The organism is Stenotrophomonas maltophilia, assembly GCF_039555535.1.
Taxonomy (GTDB): Bacteria; Pseudomonadota; Gammaproteobacteria; order Xanthomonadales; family Xanthomonadaceae; genus Stenotrophomonas; species Stenotrophomonas maltophilia_Q.
The window spans coordinates 4,164,196-4,188,946 of sequence record NZ_CP154630.1; the positions used below are offsets into that span (position 1 = coordinate 4,164,196).

19 protein-coding genes are annotated in these 24,751 nt (G+C 66.3%); 4 read left to right on the forward strand and 15 right to left on the reverse strand.

The genetic code is table 11. The features are described 5' to 3' along the window. Window positions 1–2 precede the first annotated feature (2 nt). The 5 genes from AASM09_RS19160 to smeD (AASM09_RS19180) all read right to left on the reverse strand — a co-directional run bounded on the left by AASM09_RS19160 (window position 3) and on the right by smeD (AASM09_RS19180) (window position 10,398). Window positions 3–3,116 (reverse strand): efflux RND transporter permease subunit, encoded by a 3,114-nt coding sequence (locus AASM09_RS19160; protein ID WP_100443685.1) that lies wholly within the window; start codon window positions 3,114–3,116, stop codon window positions 3–5. A 12-nt stretch (window positions 3,117–3,128) separates the two neighbouring features. Then, window positions 3,129–4,280, reverse strand: a complete 1,152-nt coding sequence (smeD, locus tag AASM09_RS19165; protein ID WP_049431844.1) for a multidrug efflux RND transporter periplasmic adaptor subunit SmeD — start codon at window positions 4,278–4,280, stop codon at window positions 3,129–3,131. A gap of 315 nt (window positions 4,281–4,595) precedes the next feature. After that, window positions 4,596–5,981, reverse strand: coding sequence for a multidrug efflux RND transporter outer membrane subunit SmeF (smeF, locus tag AASM09_RS19170; protein WP_049431838.1), 1,386 nt, complete (start codon window positions 5,979–5,981; stop codon window positions 4,596–4,598). 97 nt (window positions 5,982–6,078) lie between these two features. Continuing rightward, on the reverse strand, window positions 6,079–9,201 hold the full coding sequence (smeE, locus tag AASM09_RS19175; RefSeq protein WP_100443693.1) for a multidrug efflux RND transporter permease subunit SmeE: 3,123 nt from the start codon (window positions 9,199–9,201) through the stop codon (window positions 6,079–6,081). Between the two features lie 12 nt (window positions 9,202–9,213). Beyond that, window positions 9,214–10,398 (reverse strand): multidrug efflux RND transporter periplasmic adaptor subunit SmeD, encoded by a 1,185-nt coding sequence (gene smeD / locus AASM09_RS19180; RefSeq protein ID WP_197651189.1) that lies wholly within the window; start codon window positions 10,396–10,398, stop codon window positions 9,214–9,216. A gap of 222 nt (window positions 10,399–10,620) precedes the next feature. Between smeD (AASM09_RS19180) and smeT the strand changes: the two genes are divergently transcribed. Then, window positions 10,621–11,280 carry an efflux transporter SmeDEF transcriptional repressor SmeT gene (gene smeT, locus AASM09_RS19185; RefSeq protein ID WP_049429262.1) on the forward strand — a complete coding sequence of 220 codons (660 nt, stop codon included), beginning with the start codon at window positions 10,621–10,623 and terminating at the stop codon, window positions 11,278–11,280. A gap of 45 nt (window positions 11,281–11,325) precedes the next feature. Beyond that, window positions 11,326–12,318, forward strand: a complete 993-nt coding sequence (locus tag AASM09_RS19190; RefSeq protein ID WP_049429261.1) for a Gfo/Idh/MocA family protein — start codon at window positions 11,326–11,328, stop codon at window positions 12,316–12,318. Window positions 12,319–12,414: 96 nt separating this feature from the next. Here AASM09_RS19190 and hslU read toward each other — a convergent pair whose 3' ends face one another. The 8 genes from hslU to AASM09_RS19230 form a co-directional block, all read right to left on the reverse strand. Further along, window positions 12,415–13,788 (reverse strand): ATP-dependent protease ATPase subunit HslU, encoded by a 1,374-nt coding sequence (gene hslU / locus AASM09_RS19195; RefSeq protein WP_049429260.1) that lies wholly within the window; start codon window positions 13,786–13,788, stop codon window positions 12,415–12,417. Between the two features lie 94 nt (window positions 13,789–13,882). Then, the gene (gene hslV / locus AASM09_RS19200; RefSeq protein ID WP_005411093.1) at window positions 13,883–14,434 is read right to left on the reverse strand and encodes an ATP-dependent protease subunit HslV; all 552 of its coding nucleotides are present in this window, start codon (window positions 14,432–14,434) and stop codon (window positions 13,883–13,885) included. A gap of 85 nt (window positions 14,435–14,519) precedes the next feature. After that, the gene (xerC, locus tag AASM09_RS19205) at window positions 14,520–15,416 is read right to left on the reverse strand and encodes a tyrosine recombinase XerC (protein ID WP_049429259.1); all 897 of its coding nucleotides are present in this window, start codon (window positions 15,414–15,416) and stop codon (window positions 14,520–14,522) included. A gap of 16 nt (window positions 15,417–15,432) precedes the next feature. Beyond that, entirely contained in the window at window positions 15,433–16,107 is a 675-nt protein-coding gene (locus tag AASM09_RS19210; protein WP_049429258.1) for a DUF484 family protein, read from the reverse strand. Beyond that, window positions 16,104–16,955: a diaminopimelate epimerase gene (gene dapF / locus AASM09_RS19215; protein WP_010481382.1), complete on the reverse strand. Its 852-nt coding sequence runs from the start codon at window positions 16,953–16,955 to the stop codon at window positions 16,104–16,106. The genes AASM09_RS19210 and dapF overlap by 4 nt, the downstream gene beginning before the upstream one ends. Beyond that, window positions 16,948–17,220 carry an LPS translocon maturation chaperone LptM gene (lptM, locus tag AASM09_RS19220; RefSeq protein WP_049429257.1) on the reverse strand — a complete coding sequence of 91 codons (273 nt, stop codon included), beginning with the start codon at window positions 17,218–17,220 and terminating at the stop codon, window positions 16,948–16,950. The genes dapF and lptM overlap by 8 nt, the downstream gene beginning before the upstream one ends. A gap of 159 nt (window positions 17,221–17,379) precedes the next feature. Then, window positions 17,380–17,805, reverse strand: coding sequence for a YbaN family protein (locus tag AASM09_RS19225; protein WP_049429256.1), 426 nt, complete (start codon window positions 17,803–17,805; stop codon window positions 17,380–17,382). Between the two features lie 54 nt (window positions 17,806–17,859). Then, window positions 17,860–19,971, reverse strand: coding sequence for a S9 family peptidase (locus AASM09_RS19230; protein ID WP_049429255.1), 2,112 nt, complete (start codon window positions 19,969–19,971; stop codon window positions 17,860–17,862). A gap of 191 nt (window positions 19,972–20,162) precedes the next feature. On the opposite strand from AASM09_RS19230, the gene AASM09_RS19235 reads away from it, so the two are divergent. Further along, the gene (locus AASM09_RS19235) at window positions 20,163–21,347 is read left to right on the forward strand and encodes a pyridoxal phosphate-dependent aminotransferase (RefSeq protein ID WP_049429254.1); all 1,185 of its coding nucleotides are present in this window, start codon (window positions 20,163–20,165) and stop codon (window positions 21,345–21,347) included. A gap of 109 nt (window positions 21,348–21,456) precedes the next feature. On the opposite strand, the gene AASM09_RS19240 is transcribed toward AASM09_RS19235, so the two are convergent. After that, window positions 21,457–23,553: a prolyl oligopeptidase family serine peptidase gene (locus AASM09_RS19240; RefSeq protein ID WP_049429253.1), complete on the reverse strand. Its 2,097-nt coding sequence runs from the start codon at window positions 23,551–23,553 to the stop codon at window positions 21,457–21,459. A gap of 69 nt (window positions 23,554–23,622) precedes the next feature. Further along, the gene (locus AASM09_RS19245; protein WP_049429252.1) at window positions 23,623–23,952 is read right to left on the reverse strand and encodes a hypothetical protein; all 330 of its coding nucleotides are present in this window, start codon (window positions 23,950–23,952) and stop codon (window positions 23,623–23,625) included. Between the two features lie 127 nt (window positions 23,953–24,079). Here AASM09_RS19245 and AASM09_RS19250 point away from each other — a divergent pair, with 127 nt between their 5' ends. Continuing rightward, complete coding sequence (locus tag AASM09_RS19250) at window positions 24,080–24,682, forward strand: lipocalin family protein (RefSeq protein ID WP_049411005.1); 603 nt, start codon at window positions 24,080–24,082, stop codon at window positions 24,680–24,682. The last annotated feature ends 69 nt before the right edge of the window (window positions 24,683–24,751 follow it).

Consider the following 24,751-nt stretch of genomic DNA (forward strand, 5'->3'; position numbering starts at 1 on the left):
ATCTATCCACGCTTGAACGCGCGCTGCACTACCACGAAGAAGAGCGGTACGAAGAGCAGGCCCAGGCTTGTGCCCGCGACCATTCCGCCGAGCACCCCGATACCAATGGCCTGCTTGGCGCCTGAACCCGCCCCCGAGGACACGGCCAGCGGAATCACTCCCATGCCAAAAGCCAGCGAGGTCATGACGATCGGGCGCAAGCGGTCGCGCACGGCGTGCATGATCGCGTTGATCAGGCCTGCCCCGTGCTCCATGTGCTCCTTGGCAAACTCGATGATCAGGATCGCGTTCTTGCTGGTCAGGCCCACCGTGGTCAGCATCGCCACCTGGAAGTAGATGTCGCGTTCCAGGCCATTGACGGTATTGGCCAGCACCGCACCAAGGATGCCCAACGGAGCCGCCAGCAGCACTGCAACCGGTACGATCCAGCTCTCATACATGGCCGCCAGGCAGAGAAACACCATCAACAATGAAAGAACGTAGAGCAGCGGCAACTGGGAGCGGGAATCCCGCTCTTGGCTGGCCGCACCCGTCCATTCAATGCTGAAGCCCGGGTGAAGCAGTGCGACGAGACGCTCGATCTCCCTCATCGCTTCGCCTGACGACGTACCGGGCGCAGGCTGGCCATGGATTTCCATGGCCGCCGTGCCGTTGAAGCGCTCCAAGCGCGGTGACGACTGGATCCAGTGGGTACTGCCCAGCGTATCGAAGGGCACCATGCGGGCCTGGTCATTGCGGACCGCCCACTGGCTGAAATCCTGCGGAAGCCCGCGGCTGGACGCATCGGCCTGCATGATGATCCGCTTGACCCGCCCCCTGTCCAGGAAGTCGGCGACATAGCGGCCGCCCCAACCAGCCCCCAGTTCGTTCCCGATCCGCTCGGCGGTGAGGCCATGCGCCCTGGCCTTCGCATCATCGATGCGCACCTGCAGAGCAGCCACATCCTCCATGCCGTTGGCGCGCATCTGCTGAAGCAATGGGCTCTGTGACGCAGCGGCAAGAAGCGTATCGCGCGCCTGGGCCAGGTGCGAATGTCCCTGCCCGGCATCATCCTTGAGGAAGAAGCCGAACCCGGATGCATTGCCCAGCGCGGGAATCGGGGGCGGCGCCAGCACGTGGAAATCGGCCATTCCCTGCGTTGCCAGGGCCCGGGTTGCGCGCAGTGCGATGGCTTCAGCATTGTCGGCTGAGCCGCGTCGCGCCCAGTCCTTCAGCCGGATGAAGGCAAGGCCCGCATTCTGGCCCATCCCCGAGTAGCTGTAGCCGGCGACCGTGAACATCGCCTCGGCCATGGGATCGCTCTCCAGGAAGTAGTGCTCGACCGCCTGCAATGCATGCGTGGTCTGTTGCAGTGTCGATCCCGCCACTCCGTTCACCAGCACTACCAGCGTTCCTTGATCTTCATTGGGCAGGAATGCGCTGGGCAGGCGCACGAACAGCACGCCCATCAGCACGAACAGCGCCGCAACCATGCCCATGAAGCGCCACGGACGGTGGATGATGCCGCGCACGCCACGCTGGTAGCTTTCGCTGGTGCGGTCGAAACCGCGGTTGAAGCCGTTGAAGAAGCGACCGGCCAGGCCGCGATGGGCAACATGGTGCTCGCCCTTCTTCAGCGGCTTGAGCATGGTCGCGCACAGCGCCGGGGTCAGCACGATCGCGACCAGCACCGACAATGCCATCGCCGAGACGATCGTGGCCGAGAACTGGCGGTAGATCATGCCGGTGGAACCGCTCATGAAGGCCATCGGCACGAACACCGCCGACAGCACCAGGCCGATGCCCACCAGCGCGCCAGTGATCTGGCCCATCGACTTGCGGGTAGCCTCGAGCGGAGACAGCCCTTCCTCGGACATGATGCGTTCGACGTTCTCCACCACCACGATGGCATCGTCCACCAGCAGGCCGATCGCCAGCACCATCGCGAACATGGTCAGCATGTTCACCGAGAAGCCCAGCATGGCCAGCACGCCGAAGGTACCCAGCAGCACCACCGGCACGGCGATGGCCGGGATCAGGGTGGCGCGGAAGTTCTGCAGGAACAGGTACATCACCACGAACACCAGCACGATCGCTTCGATCAGGGTCTGCACCACGCCCTTGATCGACATGCGTACGAACGGTGTGGCGTCATACGGTACTACCACCTCCACGCCTGCAGGCAAGGACGCAGACAGGCCTTCCAGCGCTTGATCCACCGCTGCACGGGTCTGCAGCGCATTGGCGCCCGGCGCGAGCGTGATGCCGACGCCAGCGGCAGGCCGACCATTCAGGCGATTGCTGAACTCATAGCTTTCAGCTCCCAGTTCCACCCGTGCCACATCGCGCAGACGCAGTTCGCTGCCATCGGTGCTCGCACGGATGACAATGCCGCCCACGTCCTCTGCCGTGCGTGCCGAAGGCTCACCTTCGATATAGGCCGAGATCGGTTGTCCATCCACAGCCGGCCCCCCTCCAAGCTCGCCAAACGCAGGCTGGAGGGTCCGGCCACGCACGGCCTGGGCGATATCTTCGGCACTGACGGCATACGCCTGCAGTTTCGCTGGATCCAACCAGATGCGCAGAGCGTACTTGCCGGCGAATTCGCGCACATGTCCCACCCCAGGTACGCGGTTCAGCGTGTCCACCACCGATGATCCGACGAAATCGGCGACATCGGCGGCATCCAGGGCACCATCGGTTGATACGAATGCCACGATCTGCAGGAAGCCACTGCTGGCCTTGGCGGCGCTCACCCCGCGCATGCGGACCTGTTCGGGCAATGCCGGCATGGCCTGCTGTACGCGGTTCTGGACCTGCACCAGGGCCGCATCCAAGTCCGTGCCTGTGTGGAACACGAGAGTGACGTTGGAGTAGCCCGCATAGGAGTAGCTCTGCGAGGTGAAGTACTGCAGGCCATCAATGCCAACCAGCTTCGTCTCGATGATCTGGGTCACCGTTTCCTCGATGGTGCGCGCGGAAGCCCCGGGATGGATGGCGGTCAACGTAATCGTGGGAGGCGCAACGTCGGGGTACATCTCCACCGGCAGCTTGAACAGGGCCAGGCCGCCGGCGAGCATGATGATGATGGCGATGACCCATGCAAAGATGGGTCGATCGATGAAAAAGCGTGCCATGGGGTTCTCCGCTTACTTCGCGCCGCCGGCCGGGGCCGCAGGCTGGGCGGCCGCCGCCGGCTTGGCCGGCGCAGCGCCCTTCTCGGTGGCTTTGACCGGCATGCCGGGGCCGATCTTCTGCAGGCCTTCGACGATGACCTTGTCGCCGGCCTTCAGACCGTCCTCGACCAGCCACTTGTCACCGACCGTGCGGCTGACCTTGACCGGGCGCACCTCAACCTTGTTGTCCTTGCCGACCACCATCGCGGTGGTGTCGCCCTTCGGATCGCGGGCGATGCCCTGCATCGGCACCAGCACTGCATCGCTGCGCACGCCGCCGCCGATCACTGCGCGCACATAGGTGCCCGGCATCAGCAGGCCGTCCGGGTTGTCCACCTTCACGCGCAGGCCGAAGCTGCCGGTAGCCGGATCGACGCTGACTTCGGAGAACTCCAGCGTGCCCTTGTGCTCGAAGGTGCTGCCGTCTTCCATCAGGATGCTGACCGGCAGCGACTGATTGTCCTGCAGGCGGCCGGCGGCCAGTTCGCGGCGCAGCTGCAGCAGCTCGGCCGAGGACTGGGTCAGGTCGACGTAGATCGGGTCCAGCTGCTGCACGGTGGCCAGTGCATTGGCCTGGCCGGCGCTGACCAGCGCACCCTGGGTGACGCTGGACTTGCCGATGCGACCGCTGATCGGCGCGACGATGCGGGCATAGCCCAGGGTGACGTTGGCCGCATCCAGCGACGCCTTGGCGGCACCGACATCAGCCTCGGCCTGCTTCTGCGCAGCCACGGCGTTTTCCAGATCCTGCTGGCTGACCGCGTCGACCTTGGCCAGCTCGGTGATGCGCTTGGCGCTGAGGCGGGCAGCGTTGGCGGTGGCTTCGGCACGGGCCAGCTGGGCGCGGGCGCTGTTGGCCTGGGCGCGGTAGCTGGCGTCCTCGATCTGGTACAGCGGCTCGCCGGCCTTGACCATGCCGCCCTCGGTGAACAGGCGCTTGGCGACGATGCCGTTCACCTGCGGGCGCACTTCGGCGACCAGGAAGGCATTGGTACGGCCCGGCAGTTCGCGGGTCAGGCCCACGGTCTCGGGCTTCAGCGTGACCATCTGCACTGCCATCGGTCCGGGATCGTGGCCCATCGCGGAAGGCTGGCAGGCAACCAGCAGGATGCTGCTGACGAAAATCAGCCAGCGGCGGGAACTGCACAACAGGGAATGGGACAAGCACATCGCTCCACGCGTCAGGTGCGGAGCCCCCGTCGCCTCCCGTGGCGATCGATGCAGCGTTCCGCCACGCGATGAGACGGCGAGACAGCTGCAATAGGTATGAGGAAAGTTGTATCTAGCCCTGAAAGCAAGCCAGGCCTTCAGCCGCAGGAAAGCTTTCCTGCTGGAACGTGATCGACAGGGGATGAGATCCCCTCGAAACGGACAATGCCGGCCAGTGGCCGGCATTGCCGTCGATCACCCAGGTAGAGCCGGCCGTTGGCCGGCTCTACCTCAGCTGCGCTCGTGCCAGCCGCCGCCCAGTACCTTGTACAGGGTGATGCGGTTGGACTGCTGGGCCAGTTCGGCCTGCAGGCGGGTCTGCTGCGCGGTATAGGCGGTGCGCCGTGCATCGAGCAGGGTGACGAAGCTGTCCAGGCCGGCGTCGTAGCGTGCCTGCGACAGGCGATTGGCCTGTTCGGCGGCTTCCACCAGGCGCTGCTGCGCGCTCACCTGCTCATCCAGGCTGACATTCAGCGCGAGTGCGTCCGCGGTTTCGCGGAAACCCACCTGGATCGACTTCTCGTACTGCGCCAGCGCGATATCGCGATCCGCATTGGCGATGGAAAGGTTCGCGCGCAGCTTGCCACCCTGGAAGATCGGCAGGGTGATCTTCGGCAGGAAGCTCCACACGCGGGTGCCGCTGTCGAACAGGTTGGACAGTTCATTCGAGCCACTGCCGATGCTGCCGGTCAGCGAGATGCTCGGGAAGAACGCTGCACGTGCCGCACCGATGTTGGCGTTGGCGGCCAGCAGCTGGTGTTCTGCAGCCATGATGTCCGGGCGCTGCAGCAGCACGTCGCTGGGCAGGTCGGCCGGCGGCGGGGCCAACGCCAGCAGCTGCGGTTCGATGCTGTCCGGCAGCAGCGCCGGATCCAGCTGGCCTCCGGCCAGCAGCGCCAGCGCGTTGCGGTCCTGGGCCAGCTGGCCGCGCAGACGTGCGGCATCCGTGCGCGCGGTTTCCACCAGCGTACGGGTCTGGGTCAGTTCCAGCGCCGAACTACCGCCACGTTCATGGCGGGCTTCGGCCAGACGCAGCGAATCCTCGTAGGTCTTCAGCGTCGCTTCGGCGATCTTCAGCCGCTGCGCGTCGGCCCCGTAGGTCAGCCACGCGGTGGCGGTCTCGGCCACCAGGCTCAGCTGCGCGTTGCGGCGGTTGGCGGCCACGGCGAAGTACTGTTGCAGTGCCGCTTCGCTGAGGTTGCGCACGCGGCCGAACAGGTCCAGCTCGAACTCGGCCACGCCGACGCCGGCAGTGAACTGCTCCGTGACGCCGGCATCGGTACCGCGACGCTCCATCTGGCCGGTGACGGCCACGCCGGGCACGCGATCGGCGCGCTGCACGCGGTACTGGCCGCGCGCGCGTTCAACATTGAGCACGGCCACGCGCAGGTCGCGGTTGTTCTGCAGCGACTGCTCGATAACCTGCTGCAGGCGTGGATCGGTGAAGAAGTCCCGCCAGCCGACGGCGGCGACATCGGCCACCTGGCCCTGTGCAGCTTCGGCCGGCCACTGCGCTGGGATGGCAGGTGCAACGGCGGTGTTTTTAGGCGCCAGGGTGGAGCAACCGGCCAGCGCAAGCGCGGCGGCCAGGGATACAGCAAGAGAAGAGAATTTCATGGCGACACCTTGGGGGTCACGGTGGTAGCGCCGGGCCATGCCCGGCGGCTACGCGGTGAGGCATCCGCCGGGCACGGCCCGGCGCTACCGGATTTCATCACGTCGTGGATTTGCGCTTGAACACGCGCTGCACCACCACGAAGAACAGCGGCACGAAGAACACGCCCAGTACCGTGCCGACGATCATGCCGCCGAGCACGCCGGTGCCGATCGCCTGCTTGGCGCCTGAGCCGGCACCGGTGGAGATCGCCAGCGGTACCACGCCCATGCCGAAGGCCAGCGACGTCATCACGATCGGGCGCAAGCGGTCGCGCACCGCGTGCATGATCGACTCGATCAGGCCTGCGCCCTTCTCCAGGTTCTCCTTGGCGAACTCCACGATCAGGATCGCGTTCTTGCTGGTCAGGCCCACCGTGGTCAGCATCGCCACTTGGAAGTAGATGTCGCGTTCCAGGCCCTTGAAGGTGTTGGCCAGCACCGCGCCGAGAATACCCAGCGGGGCCGCCAGCAGCACCGCCGTCGGCACGCTCCAGCTCTCATACATCGCGGCCAGGCACAGGAACACGATCATCAGCGACAGCGTGTACAGCAGCGGCGTCTGCGAGCCGGCCTGACGCTCCTGGTAGGACATCGCCGTCCACTCGATGCCGAAGCCCGCCGGCAGCTGCTTGGCCAGCTGCTCGATCTCGGCCATGGCATCACCGGAGGCGACACCCGGGGCCGGTTCGCCCTGGATTTCCATCGCCGACACACCGTTGTAGCGCTCCAGGCGCGGCGAACCGTAATCCCAGTGCTTGGTGGCGAACGCACTGAACGGCACCATCTCACCCTTGTCGTTCTTCACGGACCAGAGGTCGAAGTCCTCCGGGACCATGCGGAACGGCTGGTCGGCCTGCACGAACACGCGCTTGACGCGGCCGCGATCGACGAAGTCATCGATGTACGAGCTGCCCCATGCGGCAGCCAGGGTGCCGTTGATCTGGTCGATCGACAGCCCCAGCGAGGTCGCCTTGGCCGCGTCGATGTCGATGCGGAACTGCGGCGTGTCCTCCTGGCCGTTCGGGCGCACGTTGGCCAGCTTCTTGCTGCCCGCAGCGAGGCCCAGCAGCTGGTTGCGTGCGGCCACCAGTGCCTCGTGGCCCTGGCCGCTGTTGTCCTTCAGGAAGAAGGTGTAACCCGAAGCGGTACCCAGTTCCGGAATGGCCGGCGGCGGGAAGGCGAAGATGAAGGCATCCTTGATCTGGCCCAGTGCCGCCATTGCGCGACCGGTGATCGGCATCACGCCATTGTTGGCGTCACGCTCGCTCCAGTCCTTCAGCTTGACGAACGCCATGCCCGCGTTCTGGCCCATGCCGGCGAAGCTGAAGCCCTGCACCGAGAACACCGAGTCCACCGCATCCTTTTCGTTCTGCAGGAAGTGGTTTTCCAGCGCCGCGATCGATTCCAGCGTGCGTTCCTGGGTGGCACCCACCGGCGCCTGCACCAGCGCCATCAGCACGCCCTGGTCTTCGTTGGGCAGGAACGAGCTTGGCAGGCGCACGAACAGCACGCCCATCAGCACGAACAGCGCCGCAACGATGCCCATGAAGCGCCACGGACGATGGATGATGCCGCGCACGCCACGCTGGTAGCTTTCGCTGGTGCGGTCGAAACCGCGGTTGAAGCCGTTGAAGAAACGACCGGCCAGGCCGCGATGGGCAACATGGTGCTCGCCCTTCTTCAGCGGCTTGAGCATGGTCGCGCACAGCGCCGGGGTCAGCACGATCGCGACCAGCACCGACAATGCCATCGCCGAGACGATCGTGGCCGAGAACTGGCGGTAGATCACGCCGGTGGAACCGCTCATGAAGGCCATCGGCACGAACACCGCCGACAGCACCAGGCCGATGCCCACCAGCGCGCCAGTGATCTGGCCCATCGACTTGCGGGTAGCCTCGAGCGGAGACAGCCCTTCCTCGGACATGATGCGTTCGACGTTCTCCACCACCACGATGGCATCGTCCACCAGCAGGCCGATCGCCAGCACCATCGCGAACATGGTCAGCATGTTCACCGAGAAGCCCAGCATCGCCAGCACGCCGAAGGTACCCAGCAGCACCACCGGCACGGCGATGGTCGGGATCAGGGTGGCGCGGAAGTTCTGCAGGAACAGGTACATCACCACGAACACCAGCACGATCGCTTCGATCAGGGTCTGCACCACGCCCTTGATCGACACGCGCACGAACGGGGTGGTGTCGTACGGGATCTCGGCCTTCAGCCCGGCCGGGAAGAAGCCCTTCATGTCTTCCAGCGCCGCATCCACGCCGGCGGCGGTATCCAGCGCGTTGGCGCCGGTGGCCAGGGTGACCGCCAGGCCGCTGGCCGGCTGGCCGTTGTAGCGGGTGACGAAGTCGTAGGACTCGGCACCCAGTTCGACGCGGGCGACATCGCCGAGGCGCAGTTCGGCACCGTCCTGCGCGCCGCGCACGATGATGTTGCGGAACTGCTCCGGGGTCTGCAGGCGCGACTGCGCGTTGATGGTGGCGTTGAGCTGCTGGCCCTTCACCGACGGCGCACCGCCGAGCTGGCCGATGGCCACCTGGGCATTCTGTGCCTTCACCGCCGCGGTCACTTCGGCAACCGACAGGCCGTAGGTGTGCAGCTTGTTCGGGTCCAGCCAGATGCGCATCGCGTACTTGCCGCCGAACACCTGGATGTTGCCCACGCCCGGCACGCGGCTCAGGCGATCAACGACATTCGAACCGACATAGTCGGCGATGTCGTTGGCGTCCATGCTGCCGTTCTCGGACACGAACGCGATGACGTTCAGGAAGCCCGAGCTGGACTTGGCCACGTTGATGCCCTGCCGCTGCACTTCCTGCGGCAGCAGCGGCATGGCCAGCTGCAACTTGTTCTGCACCTGCACCTGGGCGATGTCCGGGTTGGTGCCGCTCTCGAAGGTCAGGGTAATGGTGGCCTGGCCGTTGGACGAGCTGTTGGAGGAGAAGTAGATCAGGCCATCAAGGCCCTTCATGTTCTGCTCGATGATCTGCGTCACCGAGTCCTCGACCACCTTGGCCGATGCACCCGGGTAAGTTGCGCTGATTTCCACCGCCGGCGGCGCGACGTTGGGGTACATCGAGACCGGCAGCTTGAACAGGGCCAGGCCGCCGGCGAGCATGATGATGATGGCGATGACCCATGCAAAGATGGGTCGATCGATGAAAAAGCGTGCCATGGGGTTCTCCGCTTACTTCGCGCCGCCGGCCGGGGCCGCAGGCTGGGCGGCCGCCGCCGGCTTGGCCGGCGCAGCGCCCTTCTCGGTGGCTTTGACCGGCATGCCGGGGCCGATCTTCTGCAGGCCTTCGACGATGACCTTGTCGCCGGCCTTCAGACCGTCCTCGACCAGCCACTTGTCACCGACCGTGCGGCTGACCTTGACCGGGCGCACCTCAACCTTGTTGTCCTTGCCGACCACCATCGCGGTGGTGTCGCCCTTCGGATCGCGGGCGATGCCCTGCATCGGCACCAGCACTGCATCGCTGCGCACGCCGCCGCCGATCACTGCGCGCACATAGGTGCCCGGCATCAGCAGGCCGTCCGGGTTGTCCACCTTCACGCGCAGGCCGAAGCTGCCGGTAGCCGGATCGACGCTGACTTCGGAGAACTCCAGCGTGCCCTTGTGCTCGAAGGTGCTGCCGTCTTCCATCAGGATGCTGACCGGCAGCGACTGATTGTCCTGCAGGCGGCCGGCGGCCAGTTCGCGGCGCAGCTGCAGCAGCTCGGCCGAGGACTGGGTCAGGTCGACGTAGATCGGGTCCAGCTGCTGCACGGTGGCCAGTGCATTGGCCTGGCCGGCGCTGACCAGCGCACCCTGGGTGACGCTGGACTTGCCGATGCGACCGCTGATCGGCGCGACGATGCGGGCATAGCCCAGGGTGACGTTGGCCGCATCCAGCGACGCCTTGGCGGCACCGACATCAGCCTCGGCCTGCTTCTGCGCAGCCACGGCGTTTTCCAGATCCTGCTGGCTGACCGCGTCGACCTTGGCCAGCTCGGTGATGCGCTTGGCGCTGAGGCGGGCAGCGTTGGCGGTGGCTTCGGCACGGGCCAGCTGGGCGCGGGCGCTGTTGGCCTGGGCGCGGTAGCTGGCGTCCTCGATCTGGTACAGCGGCTCGCCGGCCTTGACCATGCCGCCCTCGGTGAACAGGCGCTTGGCGACGATGCCGTTCACCTGCGGGCGCACTTCGGCGACCAGGAAGGCATTGGTACGGCCCGGCAGTTCGCGGGTCAGGCCCACGGTCTCGGACTTCAGCGTGACCACAGTGACGTCACCCGGTCCCTGCTCGGGGGCCTGGGGTTGGCCGCCGCAGGCAGCCACGGTCGCGGCGATCGCCAGCGACAGTGCAAAGGGTCGGATTCGGCTCAGCAACATGACGGAAAGGCTCTTGGAGGAAGGAATCTCAGAAGACGCTGATACAACGGCTTTCCCCTGTTCCGGTGAAACCCCGCAGATCGCGCCCACCCGGGTGGCGCGGGAGCCGGACAGGCCTGCCACGCACACGACGGGAATGATGGGAACGAAATATACATACATGCTTGTTTGTTTGTAAACCGGTACAATTCAGCCACGTTTCACCCGCACTCGTACCCATCCATGGCCCGCAAGACCAAAGAGGACACCCAGGCAACCCGGGAAGGCATCCTTGACGCCGCCGAAGCCTGCTTCCATGAACACGGCGTGGCCCGTACCACGCTGGAGATGATCGGTGCCCGCGCCGGCTACACCCGCGGCGCGGTCTACTGGCACTTCAAGAACAAGAGCGAGGTGCTGGCCGCGATCGTCGAGCGCGTGCACCTGCCCTTCATGCAGGAACTGGAGCGCACCTCGACCGACCAGCGCGACACCCCGGTGCACGACCTGCGCGCGGTGATGATCCACTCGTTCATCGAACTGTCCGAGGACGAGCGCCTGCGCAAGACCATGGAGATCATGCTGCGCAGCGATGCCTCGGCCGACACCAAGGTGCTGACCGAGCTGCAGCAGGCCGGCTTCCGCGACGGACTGGAACGGATGGAGCGCGCCCTGCGCCGCGCCCGCGATCTGGGCCAGCTGCGCGAAGGCGCCGATCCGAAGATCGCCGCACGCATGCTGCACGCCACCGTGCTGGGCGTGCTGCACGGCGCGATGGTCGAACCGGAACTGATGGACCTCAAGCGCGATGGCATGCTCGCACTGGACATGACCCTGGCCGCCTACGTGAAGGACGGCGTGTTCGTGCCCGGCACCGTGCCCGAGCCGCTGCCCGAAGCGTGAGCAGCGCTGCTGCCGCCACCGCCGCGCCCATCTGAGGACAGCCCCATGATCCTGGACAACGTGGTGTGGGGCTTCGTCGGGTGCGGCAGCGTCACCGAGAAAAAGAGTGGCCCGGCCCTGGCCAGCACGCCGGGCTCACGGGTAGCGGCAGTGATGCGCCGCAATGCGGCACTGGCTGAAGACTACGCGCGACGCCACGGGGTTCCCCGCTGGTACGCGGATGCCGATGCGCTCATCGCCGATCCGGAAGTGAACGCGATCTACGTTGCAACGCCCCCCTCCACGCACATGCACTATGCGCTTCAGGCGATTGCAGTGAGCAAGCCGGTCTACATCGAAAAGCCGATGGCCATGGACCATGGCGAGTGCCAGCGCATCATCGCGGCCAGTGCCCGCAGCGGCGTGCCGGTGTTCGTGGCCTACTACCGCCGTGCCCTGCCCCGCTTCGCGAAGGTGAAACAGCTGCTGGACAGCGGCGCGATCGGCACACCGCGCAGCGTGCGCGCCAGCCTGCACCGGCCACACTCGATGCAGGCAGCGTCACCGGACTTCTGGCGGACCAATCCCGCGATCTCCGGTGGCGGCCTGTTCGTCGATCTGGGCTCGCACACGCTGGATCTGCTCGACCATCTGCTGGGGCCTTTGATCGATGTCCATGGCCTGGCCAGTTCGCTGACCGGTGCCTACGCCGCCGAGGACAGTGTCTCGGTGTGCTTCCGTACCGGCAACGGCGCGCACGGCATCGCGCAATGGAGCTTCTGCGCCTTCCGCCGCCAGGATGAGGTGGAGATCACCGGCGACCGCGGGCAGCTGCGCTTTGCCACCTTCGAAGACGTTCCGGTCGTGCTGGACACCGATGCCGGCGTGCAGGCGTTCGATATCCCGAACCCGCCGTCGGTCCAGCAGCCTTTGATCGCTTCCATCGTGGACGAGCTGCGTGGCAACGGGCGCTCACCGTCGACCGGCATCAGCGCCGCGCGCACCAGCGCAGTGATCGATCAGGTGCTACAGGCCTACCGCGTCAGGCACCCGCACTGACCAACAACAAAAAGGCCGCCTTTCGGCGGCCTTTTCTGTTGCAGTGGGTGGGGTCGGAGCCCCTCGCAACGGAGAGGGATCCGACCCCGTCGGACGTTACAGGATGTAGCGGCTCAGGTCCGGATCCTGCACCAGCTCACCCAGGTGCGCATCGACGTAGGCGCTGTCGATGGCCAGGGTCTCGCCGTCGCGGTCCGGTGCCTCGTAGCTGAGCGAATCCAACAGGCGTTCCAGCACGGTGTGAAGGCGACGGGCACCGATGTTCTCCTGGCGCTCGTTCACCTGGAAGGCGATCTCGGCCAGGCGCTCAATGGCGTCGGCGGTGAAGCTGACCTTGACACCTTCGGTAGCCAGCAGTGCTTCGTACTGCTTGGTCAACGCGGCCTTCGGCTCGGTCAGGATGCGCACGAAGTCACCCTTGCTCAGCGCGCCCAGCTCGACGCGGATCGGGAAGCGGCCCTGCAGCTCCGGAATCAGATCGCTGGGCTTGGCCAGGTGGAACGCACCGGAGGCGATGAACAGGATGTGGTCGGTCTTGATCGTGCCGTACTTGGTGGACACGTTGGAGCCTTCCACCAGCGGCAGCAGATCGCGCTGCACACCTTCGCGCGACACATCGCCACCACCCACGTTGTCACCACGCTTGGCAACCTTGTCGATCTCGTCGATGAACACGATGCCGTGCTGCTCGCAGGCCTCGATCGCCGCGGTGCGGATGTCGTCTTCGTTGACCAGCTTGCCGGCCTCTTCCTCGATCAGCAGCGGACGCGCGGCCTTGATGGTCAGCGTGCGCTTGTGCGCCTTGGCGCCACCGCCGAGGTTGGCGAACATCGACTTCAGCTGCTGGCCCATTTCCTCCATGCCCGGCGGGGTCATGATGTCCATGCTGACATTGGCGGTCAGGTCGAGTTCGATCTCGCGCTCGTCCAGCTCACCGTTGCGCAGCATCTTGCGGAACTTGATGCGGGTCTCGTTGTCCTGCGCCGACGGTTCGTTGCGGGCGACTTCCGGATCGAAGCCGATGCCACCGCTGCGGCGCGGCAGCAGCGCATCGAGGATGCGGTCTTCGGCGCGTTCTTCGGCCTGGGTACGCACGCGCACCTTGGCCTGTTCGCGGTACAGCTTCACTGCGGTATCGGCCAGGTCACGGATGATCTGCTCGACATCCTTGCCGACGTAGCCGACTTCGGTGAAGCGGGTCGCTTCGACCTTCACGAACGGCGCGTTGGCCAGCGTGGCCAGGCGACGCGCGATCTCGGTCTTGCCGACGCCGGTGGGGCCGATCATCAGGATGTTCTTCGGCATCACTTCATTGCGCAGCTCCGGCACCAGCTGCATGCGACGCCAGCGGTTGCGCAGGGCAATGGCCACCGCGCGCTTGGCGTCGTGCTGGCCCACGATGTGCCGGTCCAGTTCCTGCACGATCTCGCGCGGGGTCATGGTGGCGGAGGAAACTTCGATCTTCGGCATGGTTGTGCTCACGAATTCAGATGCATGTAGAGCCGAGCCATGCTCGGCTGACGGGCAGCCCTGCCGAGCATGGCTCGGCACTACAGAAGAGCGGTCAAAGCTCCTCGACCACCACGTTGCGGTTGGTGTAGATGCAGATGTCACCGGCGATGCCGATCGCCTCGCTGGCGATGGTGCGTGCATCCAGCTCGGTGTGTGCCATCAGCGCACGCGCAGCCGAAAGGGCATACGAACCGCCGGAACCGATGGCGATGATGCCGTCCTCCGGCTCGATCACATCGCCGGTGCCGCTGATGATCAGCGAGGTTTCCTTGTCAGCCACTGCCAGCAGGGCTTCGAGCTTGCCCAGGCGGCGCTCGGTGCGCCAATCCTTGGCCAGCTCGACCGCTGCACGCTGCAGCTGGCCGTGCTTTTCCAGCTTGGCCTCGAACAGCTCGAACAGGGTGAAGGCGTCGGCGGCGGCACCGGCAAAGCCGGCCAGCACCTGGCCATCACGGCCGAGGCGGCGCACCTTGCGCGCATTGCCCTTCATCACGGTGTGGCCCAGCGTGACCTGGCCGTCGCCGGCAATGGCCACGTGCTCGCCGCGACGGACGCAGACGATGGTGGTGGCGTGGAAAACGTTGGGGTTCTGACTGGGGTCCATGATGCCTCCGGGGTGACAGAACCAGAGGTGGGGACTGCGCTGCGCCCTTCAAGCCACCCGCGACCGCCTGCCGCAGGGGCAACGTTCAGCTTTCTCCGCTGCCCTCGTTGCTGCGTCGACGCTTCGCGCGCGGATGCGCGGCGTCGTAGACCTTGGCCAGGTGCTGGAAGTCGAGGTGGGTATAGATCTGCGTGGTGGCGATGTCCGCATGGCCAAGCAGTTCCTGCACGCCACGCAGGTCACCGGACGATTCCAGGATATGGCTGGCGAAACTGTGCCGCAGCATGTGCGGGTGCACGTGCTTGAACAGGCCCTGGCGTTGCGCCAGCTGGCGGATGCGGATCTGCACCGCGCGTTGGCTGATCGGCCCGTTGCGGCCGGGAAACACCGGCGAGGCCGGGCCACCACCACTCTCCGTGCGCCACGCCTGCAGCGCTTCGCGCGCCGGCCGGCCGAACGGCACGCGGCGTTGGCGATTGCCCTTGCCCAGCACGTTGACCAGGCCACTGGCGAAATCCAGGTCGCGCCAGGTCAGCGCGCAGACTTCGCTCAGGCGCAGGCCGGAGGAGTAGAACAGTTCCAGCAGCGCGCGGTCGCGGCGGCCGAGCTCGCCTTCCGGCTCCAGCTCGACCAGCTGCACGGCTTCGTCGGCGTCGAGGACCTGTGGCAACCGGCGCGGTGCGCGCGGTGCCTTCAGCGTCGCCGCCGGGCTGACCTCGATGCGCCCGTGCTTGAGCAGCCAGGCATAGAAGCTCCGGCACGCCGACAACCGGCGCTGCAGGCTCTTCGCGGACAGGCCACGGCGATGCTCATCGGCAACAAACTGGCGCAGCGCGTCGGCATCGAGTGCCTCCACCGCCACGCCACGCGGCTCGGCCCAGACCGAGAGCGCATCCAGGTCGCGGCGGTAGGCGTCGAGCGTATGCGCCGACATCCGCCGCTCCACCTGCAGGTGCTGCAGGAAGGCCTGTACCGCGCTCATCGTCGTGATGTCCTGCTCAGCCCGCGAAGCGCTTCAGGCCGGCGACCAGGGCATCGCCCATCATGCGCAGGAACAGCGTGCCCATGCCCGGATAGAAGCGGTTCGGATCGTGGCTGCCGACCGCAATCAGGCCCACGCCCGGCAGCGGCAGCAGCGCCGTGGTCTGCACTTCCTCGCTGCGCACGCCATACAGCACGGCATTCTTTTCCGGCTGCAGGCGCCCGCAGATCGGCTCGCCGTCCTTCAGGCAGTCGCGGAACGGGCCCAGCTGCGGATCATCGGCGGCGATCACCTGCAGCCAGTCGGCCTGCTCCAGCCCGGCCACCGGCGTGTGCACCACCAGCCGTACCAGGTCCCCGGCGAAATCTTCCTGCAGCGAGGCGGCCATCGCACGCAGGGTATCGGCGGCGTTGTCCTGCTTCATCAGTGCCAGGGTCAGCTGATGCGTGCGCACTGCCAGGCGTTCATTGATCTGGGCGGTGGCGCCCAGATCGGCCAACCGTCGTGCCAGCTCGCGGTTCTTCTCGCGCAGCACTTCCAGCTGGTAGCTGGCCAGCGACGCGGTCGGACCGTCGTCACGCGGCACCACCAGGGTCAGGGCCAGGTCCGGGAACTGCTTGAGGAAGCCCGGATGACGCCGCAACCAGGCAGCGACTTCATGGGCTCCGAGCTTGTCGACGGTTTCGGTCATGCGATCCACTCCCCTTCGAAGACGAATGCGGTCGGGCCGGCCATCACTACCGGCTGGCCATCGCCCGGCCACTGGATGCGCAGGTCACCACCGGGCAGGCTGATGCGCGCGTCACGCTGCAGGCGGCCACGCTGCATCAGGGTCACCGCAGCGGCACAGGCACCGCTGCCACAAGCCAGGGTTTCACCGACGCCGCGCTCATTCACACGCAGACGCGCATGCGCCGGGCCCATCACCTGGGCGAAACCCACGTTCACCGAGCGCGGGAACGATGCATGCTGCTGCAGCAGCGCACCGACGCGCTCGACCGGCGCAGCATCGATCAGGCCCACTTCGATCACCGCATGCGGGTTGCCCATCGACACCGCGGCAAATCGCACGCTTTCCCCCTGCAACGGCAGCAGGTATTCCTCACGCGCGTGGGCGAAGCCCATCAGCGGCACGTTGGCCGGCTCGAAGGCAGGCACGCCCATGGTTACCGCGAACTGGCCCTCGCCCAGCACCTTCACTTCGTGGCTGGCCAACGGGCTGTCGATGACGAATGCATCGCCCTGCGCACTGCCCTCGCGCACCAGCCAGGCCGCGATGCAGCGCGCGCCGTTGCCGCACTGCTCGGAGTTGGAACCGTCGGCATTCCAGATGCGGTAGGACGCCACCGAGCCTTCCGCGCGCGGTGCTTCGATGGTCAGGATCTGATCGCAGCCGACGCCAGTGTGGCGGTCGGCCAGGCGCGCGGCCAGTTCAGGCGTGGGCGGCGCAGTGCCGCCACGCAGGTCGATCACTACGAAATCATTGCCCGCGCCATGCATCTTGCTGAAGCGCAGCGCCTTGGAACCGGCCTTACTCATTCCCGCCGCCCACCTTCTTCGCAGGCGCAGGCGCCGGTTGGGTGGTCGGTGCAGCCGGGTCCACGGTCGTGGCCGGCGTGCCGCTGCCCTGGGTCTCCGCCGGGGTCGCTTCGGTCGCGGGCTCGGCAACGGGTTCAACGGTCTCTTCCACCGGCACCGGCTTCTGCGGCAGTACCAGCGGGCCCTTGTTGCCGCAGGCGGCGAGGAACAGCAGCGAGGCCGCTGCCAGCGGAATCAGGATGGCGTTTGGATGGGGGATCTTCATGCCCCGAGTATAGCCATTGGCGGCTGAGCGGTAGGTAGAGTCGACTGTTAGTCGACTGCTCTTCGATCAGATAGCGAAAACCCCGCGCTGCGCGCGATAGTCGACTAACAGTCGACTCTACCCCTTGCCGCCCCCATGGGGGCCGCTGGCGGGCCATGTTCAGCCCTCCGACGGTGGCAACGGCCGGGTCCACAGCCAGATCGCCACCACGGTCATGCTGCCGATCGAGAACCACTTCACCCAGGCGATCGGCACGCACCACAGCATGATGCCGGCACATACCGCCATCGTGATCGTGGCCATCCACTTGCCGTAGCGGCTGACCGCCCCGTGCGCCTGCCAGTTGGCGATGGCCGGACCGAAGCGCGGATGCTGCAGCAGCCAAGTGTGCAGGCGCTCGGAGCCGCGCGAAGCGGCCCAGGCCGAAATCAGGATGAATACGGTGGTCGGCAGGCCCGGCACGAAGATGCCGACGATGCCGGTGCCAAGGCTGACGTAGGCCAGCAGCCACCACGCCCAGCGGAAACGCACCACGCGCGGTGGCGTGGTGGCGTCGCGTGGGGCGGAAGGATCTGGCGCGCTCATGGCCGCAAGGATACCGGTTCAGGGTGCCCGGCAGTGCCCGGCACCCTGTCGCGATCACGGCTGGGCGATGCCCAGCTGCTGCAGCACGAACGCGTACGACTCGGACAGCTCGCGGTAACGCTGGAAGCGCCCCGACTTGCCGCCGTGGCCGGCTTCCATGTTGGTGCGGAACAGGATCGGGTAATGGCCGGTGTTGTCGTCACGCAGCTTGGCCACCCACTTGGCCGGTTCCCAGTACTGCACCTGCGAATCCCACAGGCCGGTGCCCACGAACAGCGCCGGATAGGCCTGCTTCTTCACGTTGTCGTAGGGCGAGTAGGACAGCATGTAGTCGTAGTACGGCTTCTGCTCCGGGTTGCCCCACTCGTCGTACTCGTTGGTGGTCAGCGGAATGGTCGGGTCGAGCATGGTGGTGACCACGTCGACGAACGGCACCTGCGCCACCATCACGCGGTAGTCCTGCGGCGCCTGGTTGGCTACCGCGCCCATCAGCAGGCCACCGGCACTGCCTCCGGATGCCGCCACGCGATCCTTCGCCGCCCAGCCCTGCGCCACCAGGGCACGGGTGACGTCGATGAAGTCGTTGAAGGTGTTCTGCTTGTGCAGCAGCTTGCCGTTCTCGTACCAGTCGCGGCCCATTTCCTGGCCACCACGGATGTGGGCAATGGCATACACCACGCCACGGTCGAGCAGGCTCACCGCGGTCTGGTTGAAGTACGGGTCCATCGACATGCCGTAGCTGCCATAGGCGTACTGGAACAGCGCGCCCTTGCCGTCCTTCTTGTAGCCCTTGCGGTAGACCAGCGACACCGGCACCTTCACGCCATCGCGCGCGGTGATCCAGACGCGGTCGGTTTCGTACTTCGACGCGTCATAGCCGATCACCGGCTGCACCTTCAGCTGGCGACGCTCACCGGTGGCGGTATTCAGTTCGAACACCGTGGTCGGGGTGGTCATCGAGGTGTAGATGTAACGCAGCCACGGCGTGTCGGCTTCGGTATTGTCGCCCAGGCCCATCGAATACGCCGGCTCATCGGCCTTCACGTAGTCGCTGCGGCCGTCCTTGAAAAGCAGGCGGATGCGCTCCAGGCCTTCGGAACGTTCGGCGATGGCGGTGTAGCTGTCGAACAGTTCGAAGCCCTCGATGAACACGGCATCGTCATGCGCGATCCAGTCCTTCCACTGCGCGCGCGAGGTGGCATCGGTGGGTGCGGTGACCAGCTTGAAGTTCTTCGCACCGTCGTTGGTGCGGATCACCCAGCGGCCATCGTAGTGGTCGGCGTCGTACTCGACGTCGCGCTGGCGCGGCGCCAGCACGGTGAAGGTGGTCGGGTCGCTGGCGGGTGCATATCGCTCTTCCGAGGACACCGTGCTGTGCACGCCGATGGTGATGAAGCGATCGTCGCGGGTGCGGCCGATGCCCATGTAGAAGCTGTCGTCCTTCTCCTCGTAGACGACGGTGTCGGCGCTGGCCGGGGTGCCCAGCACGTGCTTCTTCACGCGCACGGTCAGCAACGTTTCCGGATCGTTCTCGACGTACAGCACGGTGCGGTTGTCGTCGGCCCAGACCAGGTCGCCGGAGCTGCCGGTGATCACGTCGGGCAGCACCTTGCCGGTGGCCAGGTCCTTGAAGCGGATCGTGTACTGGCGGCGACCGACGTCATCATCGGCCCAGGCCAGCAGCTGGTTGTCCTGACTCACTTCCATCGAGCCGACGCTGAAGTAGCCCTTGCCGGCAGCCATCGCATTGACGTCCAGCAGGACTTCTTCGGCCGCGTCCATGCTGCCCTTGCGGCGCGCATGGATCGGGTAGTCCTGGCCGGTCTCGAAGCGGCTGTAGTACCAGTAGCCGCGCTCACGCGCCGGCACGCTGGAATCGTCCTGCTTGATGCGGCCGACGATCTCCTTGTACAGGGTGTCTTCCAGTGGCTTCAGCGGTGCCAGCAGCTGGTCGGCATAGGCATTCTCGGCCTGCAGGTAGGCCAGCATGTCCTTGTTCTCGCGCTTGTCGTCGCGCAGCCAGTAGTAGTCATCGCTGCGGGTCGCGCCGAACGGCGCCTTGACCACATGCGGGTGCTTGGCGGCATCCGGCGGAACAGGCAGGGGGGCGGCGTTGGCAGTGGTGGTCATCAGGCTGGCAAGCAACAGGCAGAGGGTAGGTTTCATGAAATAAGGCTCCAGGCGCATCAATGCAATGGTCTTCGACGGGGTCAGATCCCTTTTCCCGAAAAGGGATCTGACCCCAATCGCGGCGATGCGGCAACCCTGCGGATCGTCATGGTGCGGCTCCTGCTGGGGTCAGAGCCCTTTTGCGTGCAAAAGGGATCCGACCCCAGCGCGCGGCGTACCATGGGCGCATGAGCACCCTGCCCCACACGCCGGGCTACAGCCGGCGCAGCCATGAAATCGCCCCGTTCCACGTGATGTCCCTGCTGGCCCGCGCCCAGGCGCTGGAACAGGCGGGCCACGATGTGATCCACCTGGAGATCGGCGAACCGGACTTCACCACCGCCGAACCGATCGTGCGTGCCGGACAGGCCGCACTGGCCGCCGGCCATACACGCTACACCGCCGCACGTGGCCTGCCGGCCCTGCGCCAGGCAATCAGCGGCTTCTATCGCAGCCACTACGGGCTGGACATCGACCCCGAGCGCATCCTGGTCACCCCTGGCGGCTCCGGGGCGCTGCTGCTGGCCAGCAGCCTGCTGGTCGACCCCGGCCGCCACTGGCTGCTGGCCGACCCCGGCTATCCGTGCAACCGCCACTTCCTGCGCCTGGTGGAAGGCGGCGCGCAGCTGGTGCCGGTCGGGCCGGAGACCGCCTATCAACTCACTCCGTCGCTGGTCGAACAGCACTGGAATGCCGACAGCGTCGGCGCGCTGGTCGCCTCGCCGGCCAACCCCACCGGCACCGTGCTCTCCGCCGACGAACTGGCAGCCCTGTCGCAGACCCTGCACGCGCGCGGCGGCCACCTGGTGGTGGACGAGATCTACCACGGCCTGACCTACGGCCTGGATGCACCCAGCGTGCTGCAGGTGGACGACAGCGCATTCGTACTGAACAGTTTTTCCAAGTACTTCGGCATGACCGGCTGGCGGCTGGGCTGGCTGGTGGCACCGCCGGCGGCGGTGCCGGACCTGGAGAAGCTGGCGCAGAACCTGTACATCAGCGCCTCGAGCATCGCCCAGCATGCCGCACTGGCGTGTTTCAGCGAGGAAGCGATGGCGATCTTCGAGCAGCGTCGCGAAGCCTTCCGCCAGCGCCGCGATTTCCTCCTGCCGGCATTGCGTGAACTGGGCTTCCGCATCGAAGTCGAGCCGCAGGGTGCGTTCTACCTGTACGCCGATGTCAGCGCATTCACCGGTGACGCGCAGGCGTTCTGCGCCCATTTCCTGGAAACCGAGCACGTGGCATTCACGCCGGGGCTGGATTTCGGCTTCCACCGTGCGAACCAGCACGTGCGGTTGGCCTACACGCAGGAAGTGCCGCGGTTGCAGGAGGCGGTGGAGCGGATCGCGCGCGGGTTGAAGCATTTCCGGTAGCGCCGGGCCATGCCCGGCGGCATCCTGCCGCGCTACGCGCGCGCCGGGCATGGCCCGGCGCTACCCGATAACGGAAAACGCCGCCCTGGGGCGGCGTTTTCCGTTCTGCTTACTTACCGCCGAGGCGTTCCCACAGGAAGCTGTAGGCCAGCGCCGACATGTGTGCGGCCTGCGCGTTGTTGGCTGCGCCGCCGTGGCCACCTTCGATGTTCTCGTAGTAGGTCACGTCCTTGCCGGCGTCGATCATCTTCGCCGCCATCTTGCGGGCATGGCCCGGGTGCACGCGGTCATCGCGGGTGGAGGTGGTGAACAGCACCGGCGGGTAGTTCTTCTTCGCGTCGAACAGGTGGTACGGCGAGAAGGTCTTGATGAACTCCCAGTCGCTGGTATCCGGGTTGCCGTACTCGGCCATCCACGACGCACCGGCCAGCAGGTGGCTGTAGCGCTTCATGTCCAGCAGCGGCACCTGCACCACCACCGCACCGAACAGCTCCGGGTACTGGGTCAGCATGTTCCCGGTCAGCAGGCCACCATTGCTGCCGCCCTGCACACCCAGGTGCTTGGCGGTGGTGATCTTGCGCTTGACCAGATCGCGTGCCACGGCGGCCATGTCTTCATAGGCCTTGTGGCGGTTCTGCTTCAGCGCCGCCTGGTGCCAGCGCGGGCCGTACTCGCCGCCGCCACGGATGTTGGCAACCACGTACACGCCGCCCTTCTCCAGCCAGGCGCGGCCCATGCCACCGGAGTAGCCCGGGGTCAGCGAGATTTCGAAACCACCGTAGCCATACAGCAGGGTCGGGTTGGAGCCGTCCAGCTTCATCGCCTTGTCGTGCACCACGAAGTACGGCACGCGGGTTCCGTCCTTGCTGGTGGCGAAGTGTTGCTCGATCACCTTGCCCTTGGCATCGAAGAAGGCCGGCATGGTCTTCAGCGTTTCCGGGGCCTGTCCGATCTCGGCCAGCGCCAGGGTGGTCGGGGTCAGGTAGTCGGTGGCGGTCAGCCACACCGCGTCGCTGTCGTTGCTGTCGACCGCGGACACGCCCAGCGTGCCGAAGGCCGGCGCGCCGACGAAGCGGCTGGTCTGCCAGCCATTGGCGCCCGGGGTCAGCACCGACAGGCGGTTCTTGACGTCATCCAGCACGTTCAGCACCAGATGGCTCTTGGTCCAGGTGGCGCCGGCCAGCGAGGTGGTCGCAGTCGGGGTGAACAACACGTCGAACTCGCGCTTGCCGGCCAGGAAGTCATCCAGCCTGGTCGCCAGCAGCGAACCGGACGCATAGGTCTTGCCACCCACGGTCCACGGATCACGCAGCTCCAGGGTCAGCCACTGCTTGTGCAGGCCCTTCTCGGCCGAGTTCGGCGCGTCGATCTTGGTCAGCGTGCCATCGTCGCCGCGCAGGTAGATCTCGTTGTTGTAGAACGCCAGCGTGCGGCTGACCAGGTTGCGTTCGAAGCCCGGAGTGTCATCGTGCATCGCCGCGATGTACATGTCTTCCGGCTTGCCTTCATACACCACGCTGGCGGAGGCCATCGGCGTACCACGCTTCCACAGCTTGGCCACGCGCGGGTAGCCGGAGGTGGTCATCGAGCCGGCACCGAAGTCGGTGTAGACGAACACGGTGTCGCGATCGATCCAGTTCAGGCCACCCTTCGACTCGGGACGGAAGAAGCCGTCCTTGATCCAGCTCTTGCTGGATAGATCGAATTCGCGGGTGACGTCGGCATCGGCACCACCGCGCGACAGCGCGATCAGGCAGCGGCTGTAGTCCGGGCGCAGGCAGTCGGCGCCGTGCCAGACCCAGTTCTCGCCCTCGGCCTTGTTCAGCGCATCCAGGTCGAGCACGGTTTCCCACTGCGGCGAGGCCTTGCGGTACTCGGCCAGCGTGGTGCGCCGCCACAGGCCGCGCTCGTGCTGCTGGTCCTTCCAGAAGTTGTAGTAGTAGTCGCCGATCTTCTGCACGGCGGGAATCTTGGCGTCGGAGTCGAGCACCTCGCGGATGCTGGTCTCCATCTGCTTGAAAGCCGGGGTCTGCGCCAGGCGCGCTTCGGACTTGGCGTTCTGTTCCTTGACCCAGGACAGCGGCTTGTCGCCGGTGACGTCCTCCAGCCAGGCGTAGCGATCGGTGTCTTCAGCGGCCACGGCGGTCCCCACCGAGGCAGCGGTCATCATGCCGGCCAACAGGCAGGCGGAAGCGAGTCGAGACATTGCAGCTCCAGGCAGTCATAAGCCGTGGAACGCTAGCATGGATCGCTGCAGCCGCCCCCGTGTCGAAGGTCAGGCCGCGGCGGTCGAGCTACGGCGGCCACCACGGACGGCGCCACGGCCGCGGCGTCGCGCCTGTCCACCGGTGCGACGGGCCAGCCGCAACCACGACAGGCGCGGCGCAGGGAAGCGCAGCAGCGCCCACCAGGCCACCAGCGGCATGCCCACCAGCCACATCGGCAGCCAGCCCAGCCAGGCGTTGCTGCCACGCGCGGCTGGCCAGACCAGTACCAGCGCCAGGCCGGCCAGAGCGACCTGACGCACGCTGCGCAGCAGGCGCGGATGGGCGCGTTCAATGATGACGCGTTCAGTTGCAGGGCGACGAACGGAACGAGCGTTCATGGGGCTTCTCCGGTGGACAATGCAACACAGCTTGGGCAAGGCCCTTCTCACAGGTTGCGACACCATTGACGGATCGCGTGCACACAGTCGACCATGCGCGTGCAAGCCCACTGGAGCCCGCTCCCGCATGACTTCGATCCGCCCGCTCTGCGCCGCGCTGCTGGCCCTTTCCCTGGCCGGCCCCGCCGTGGCCGCCAGTGAGCCGCCGTCGCCCCGTACCAGCGCCTCTGGTGCGGCTGCCCTGGACGCACCGATCGACCTGAAGCGCTTCATGGGCACCTGGTACGTGATCGGCCGCGTGCCGAACTTCATCGAACGTGGCCATGTCGCCAGCGTCAACGAGTACGAACTGCGCGACGCACACAAGGTCGGCATCACCTACCGCTACCGTGATGGCTTCGGCGAACCGCTGCAGGAAGTGCGTGCCCGCGCCAGCGTCGACCCGGACAGCGGCAACCACGGCTGGCGTACCTGGTTCTACCGCGTCGTGCCGACCCATTCGCGGGTGCTGGAAGTGGCACCGGATTATTCCTGGGCGCTGATCGGCTACCCCGGCCGTGAGATGGCCTGGATCTTCTCGCGCACCCCGGACATGGACAAAGGCCTCTACAAGGAGCTGGCCGAGCGCCTGCGCGACGAGTACGGCGTGAACACCGACAAGCTCAAGCGCGTGCCGCAGCACCCCGAGCAGGTCGGCAAGCTGGGCTACGAAGTGCCGAACGTGCGTTGACCGCATGTGGAATAGCCGGCCAGCGGCCGGCACTACCGTTTCCAGACAATGGGTTAGAGCCGGCCGCTG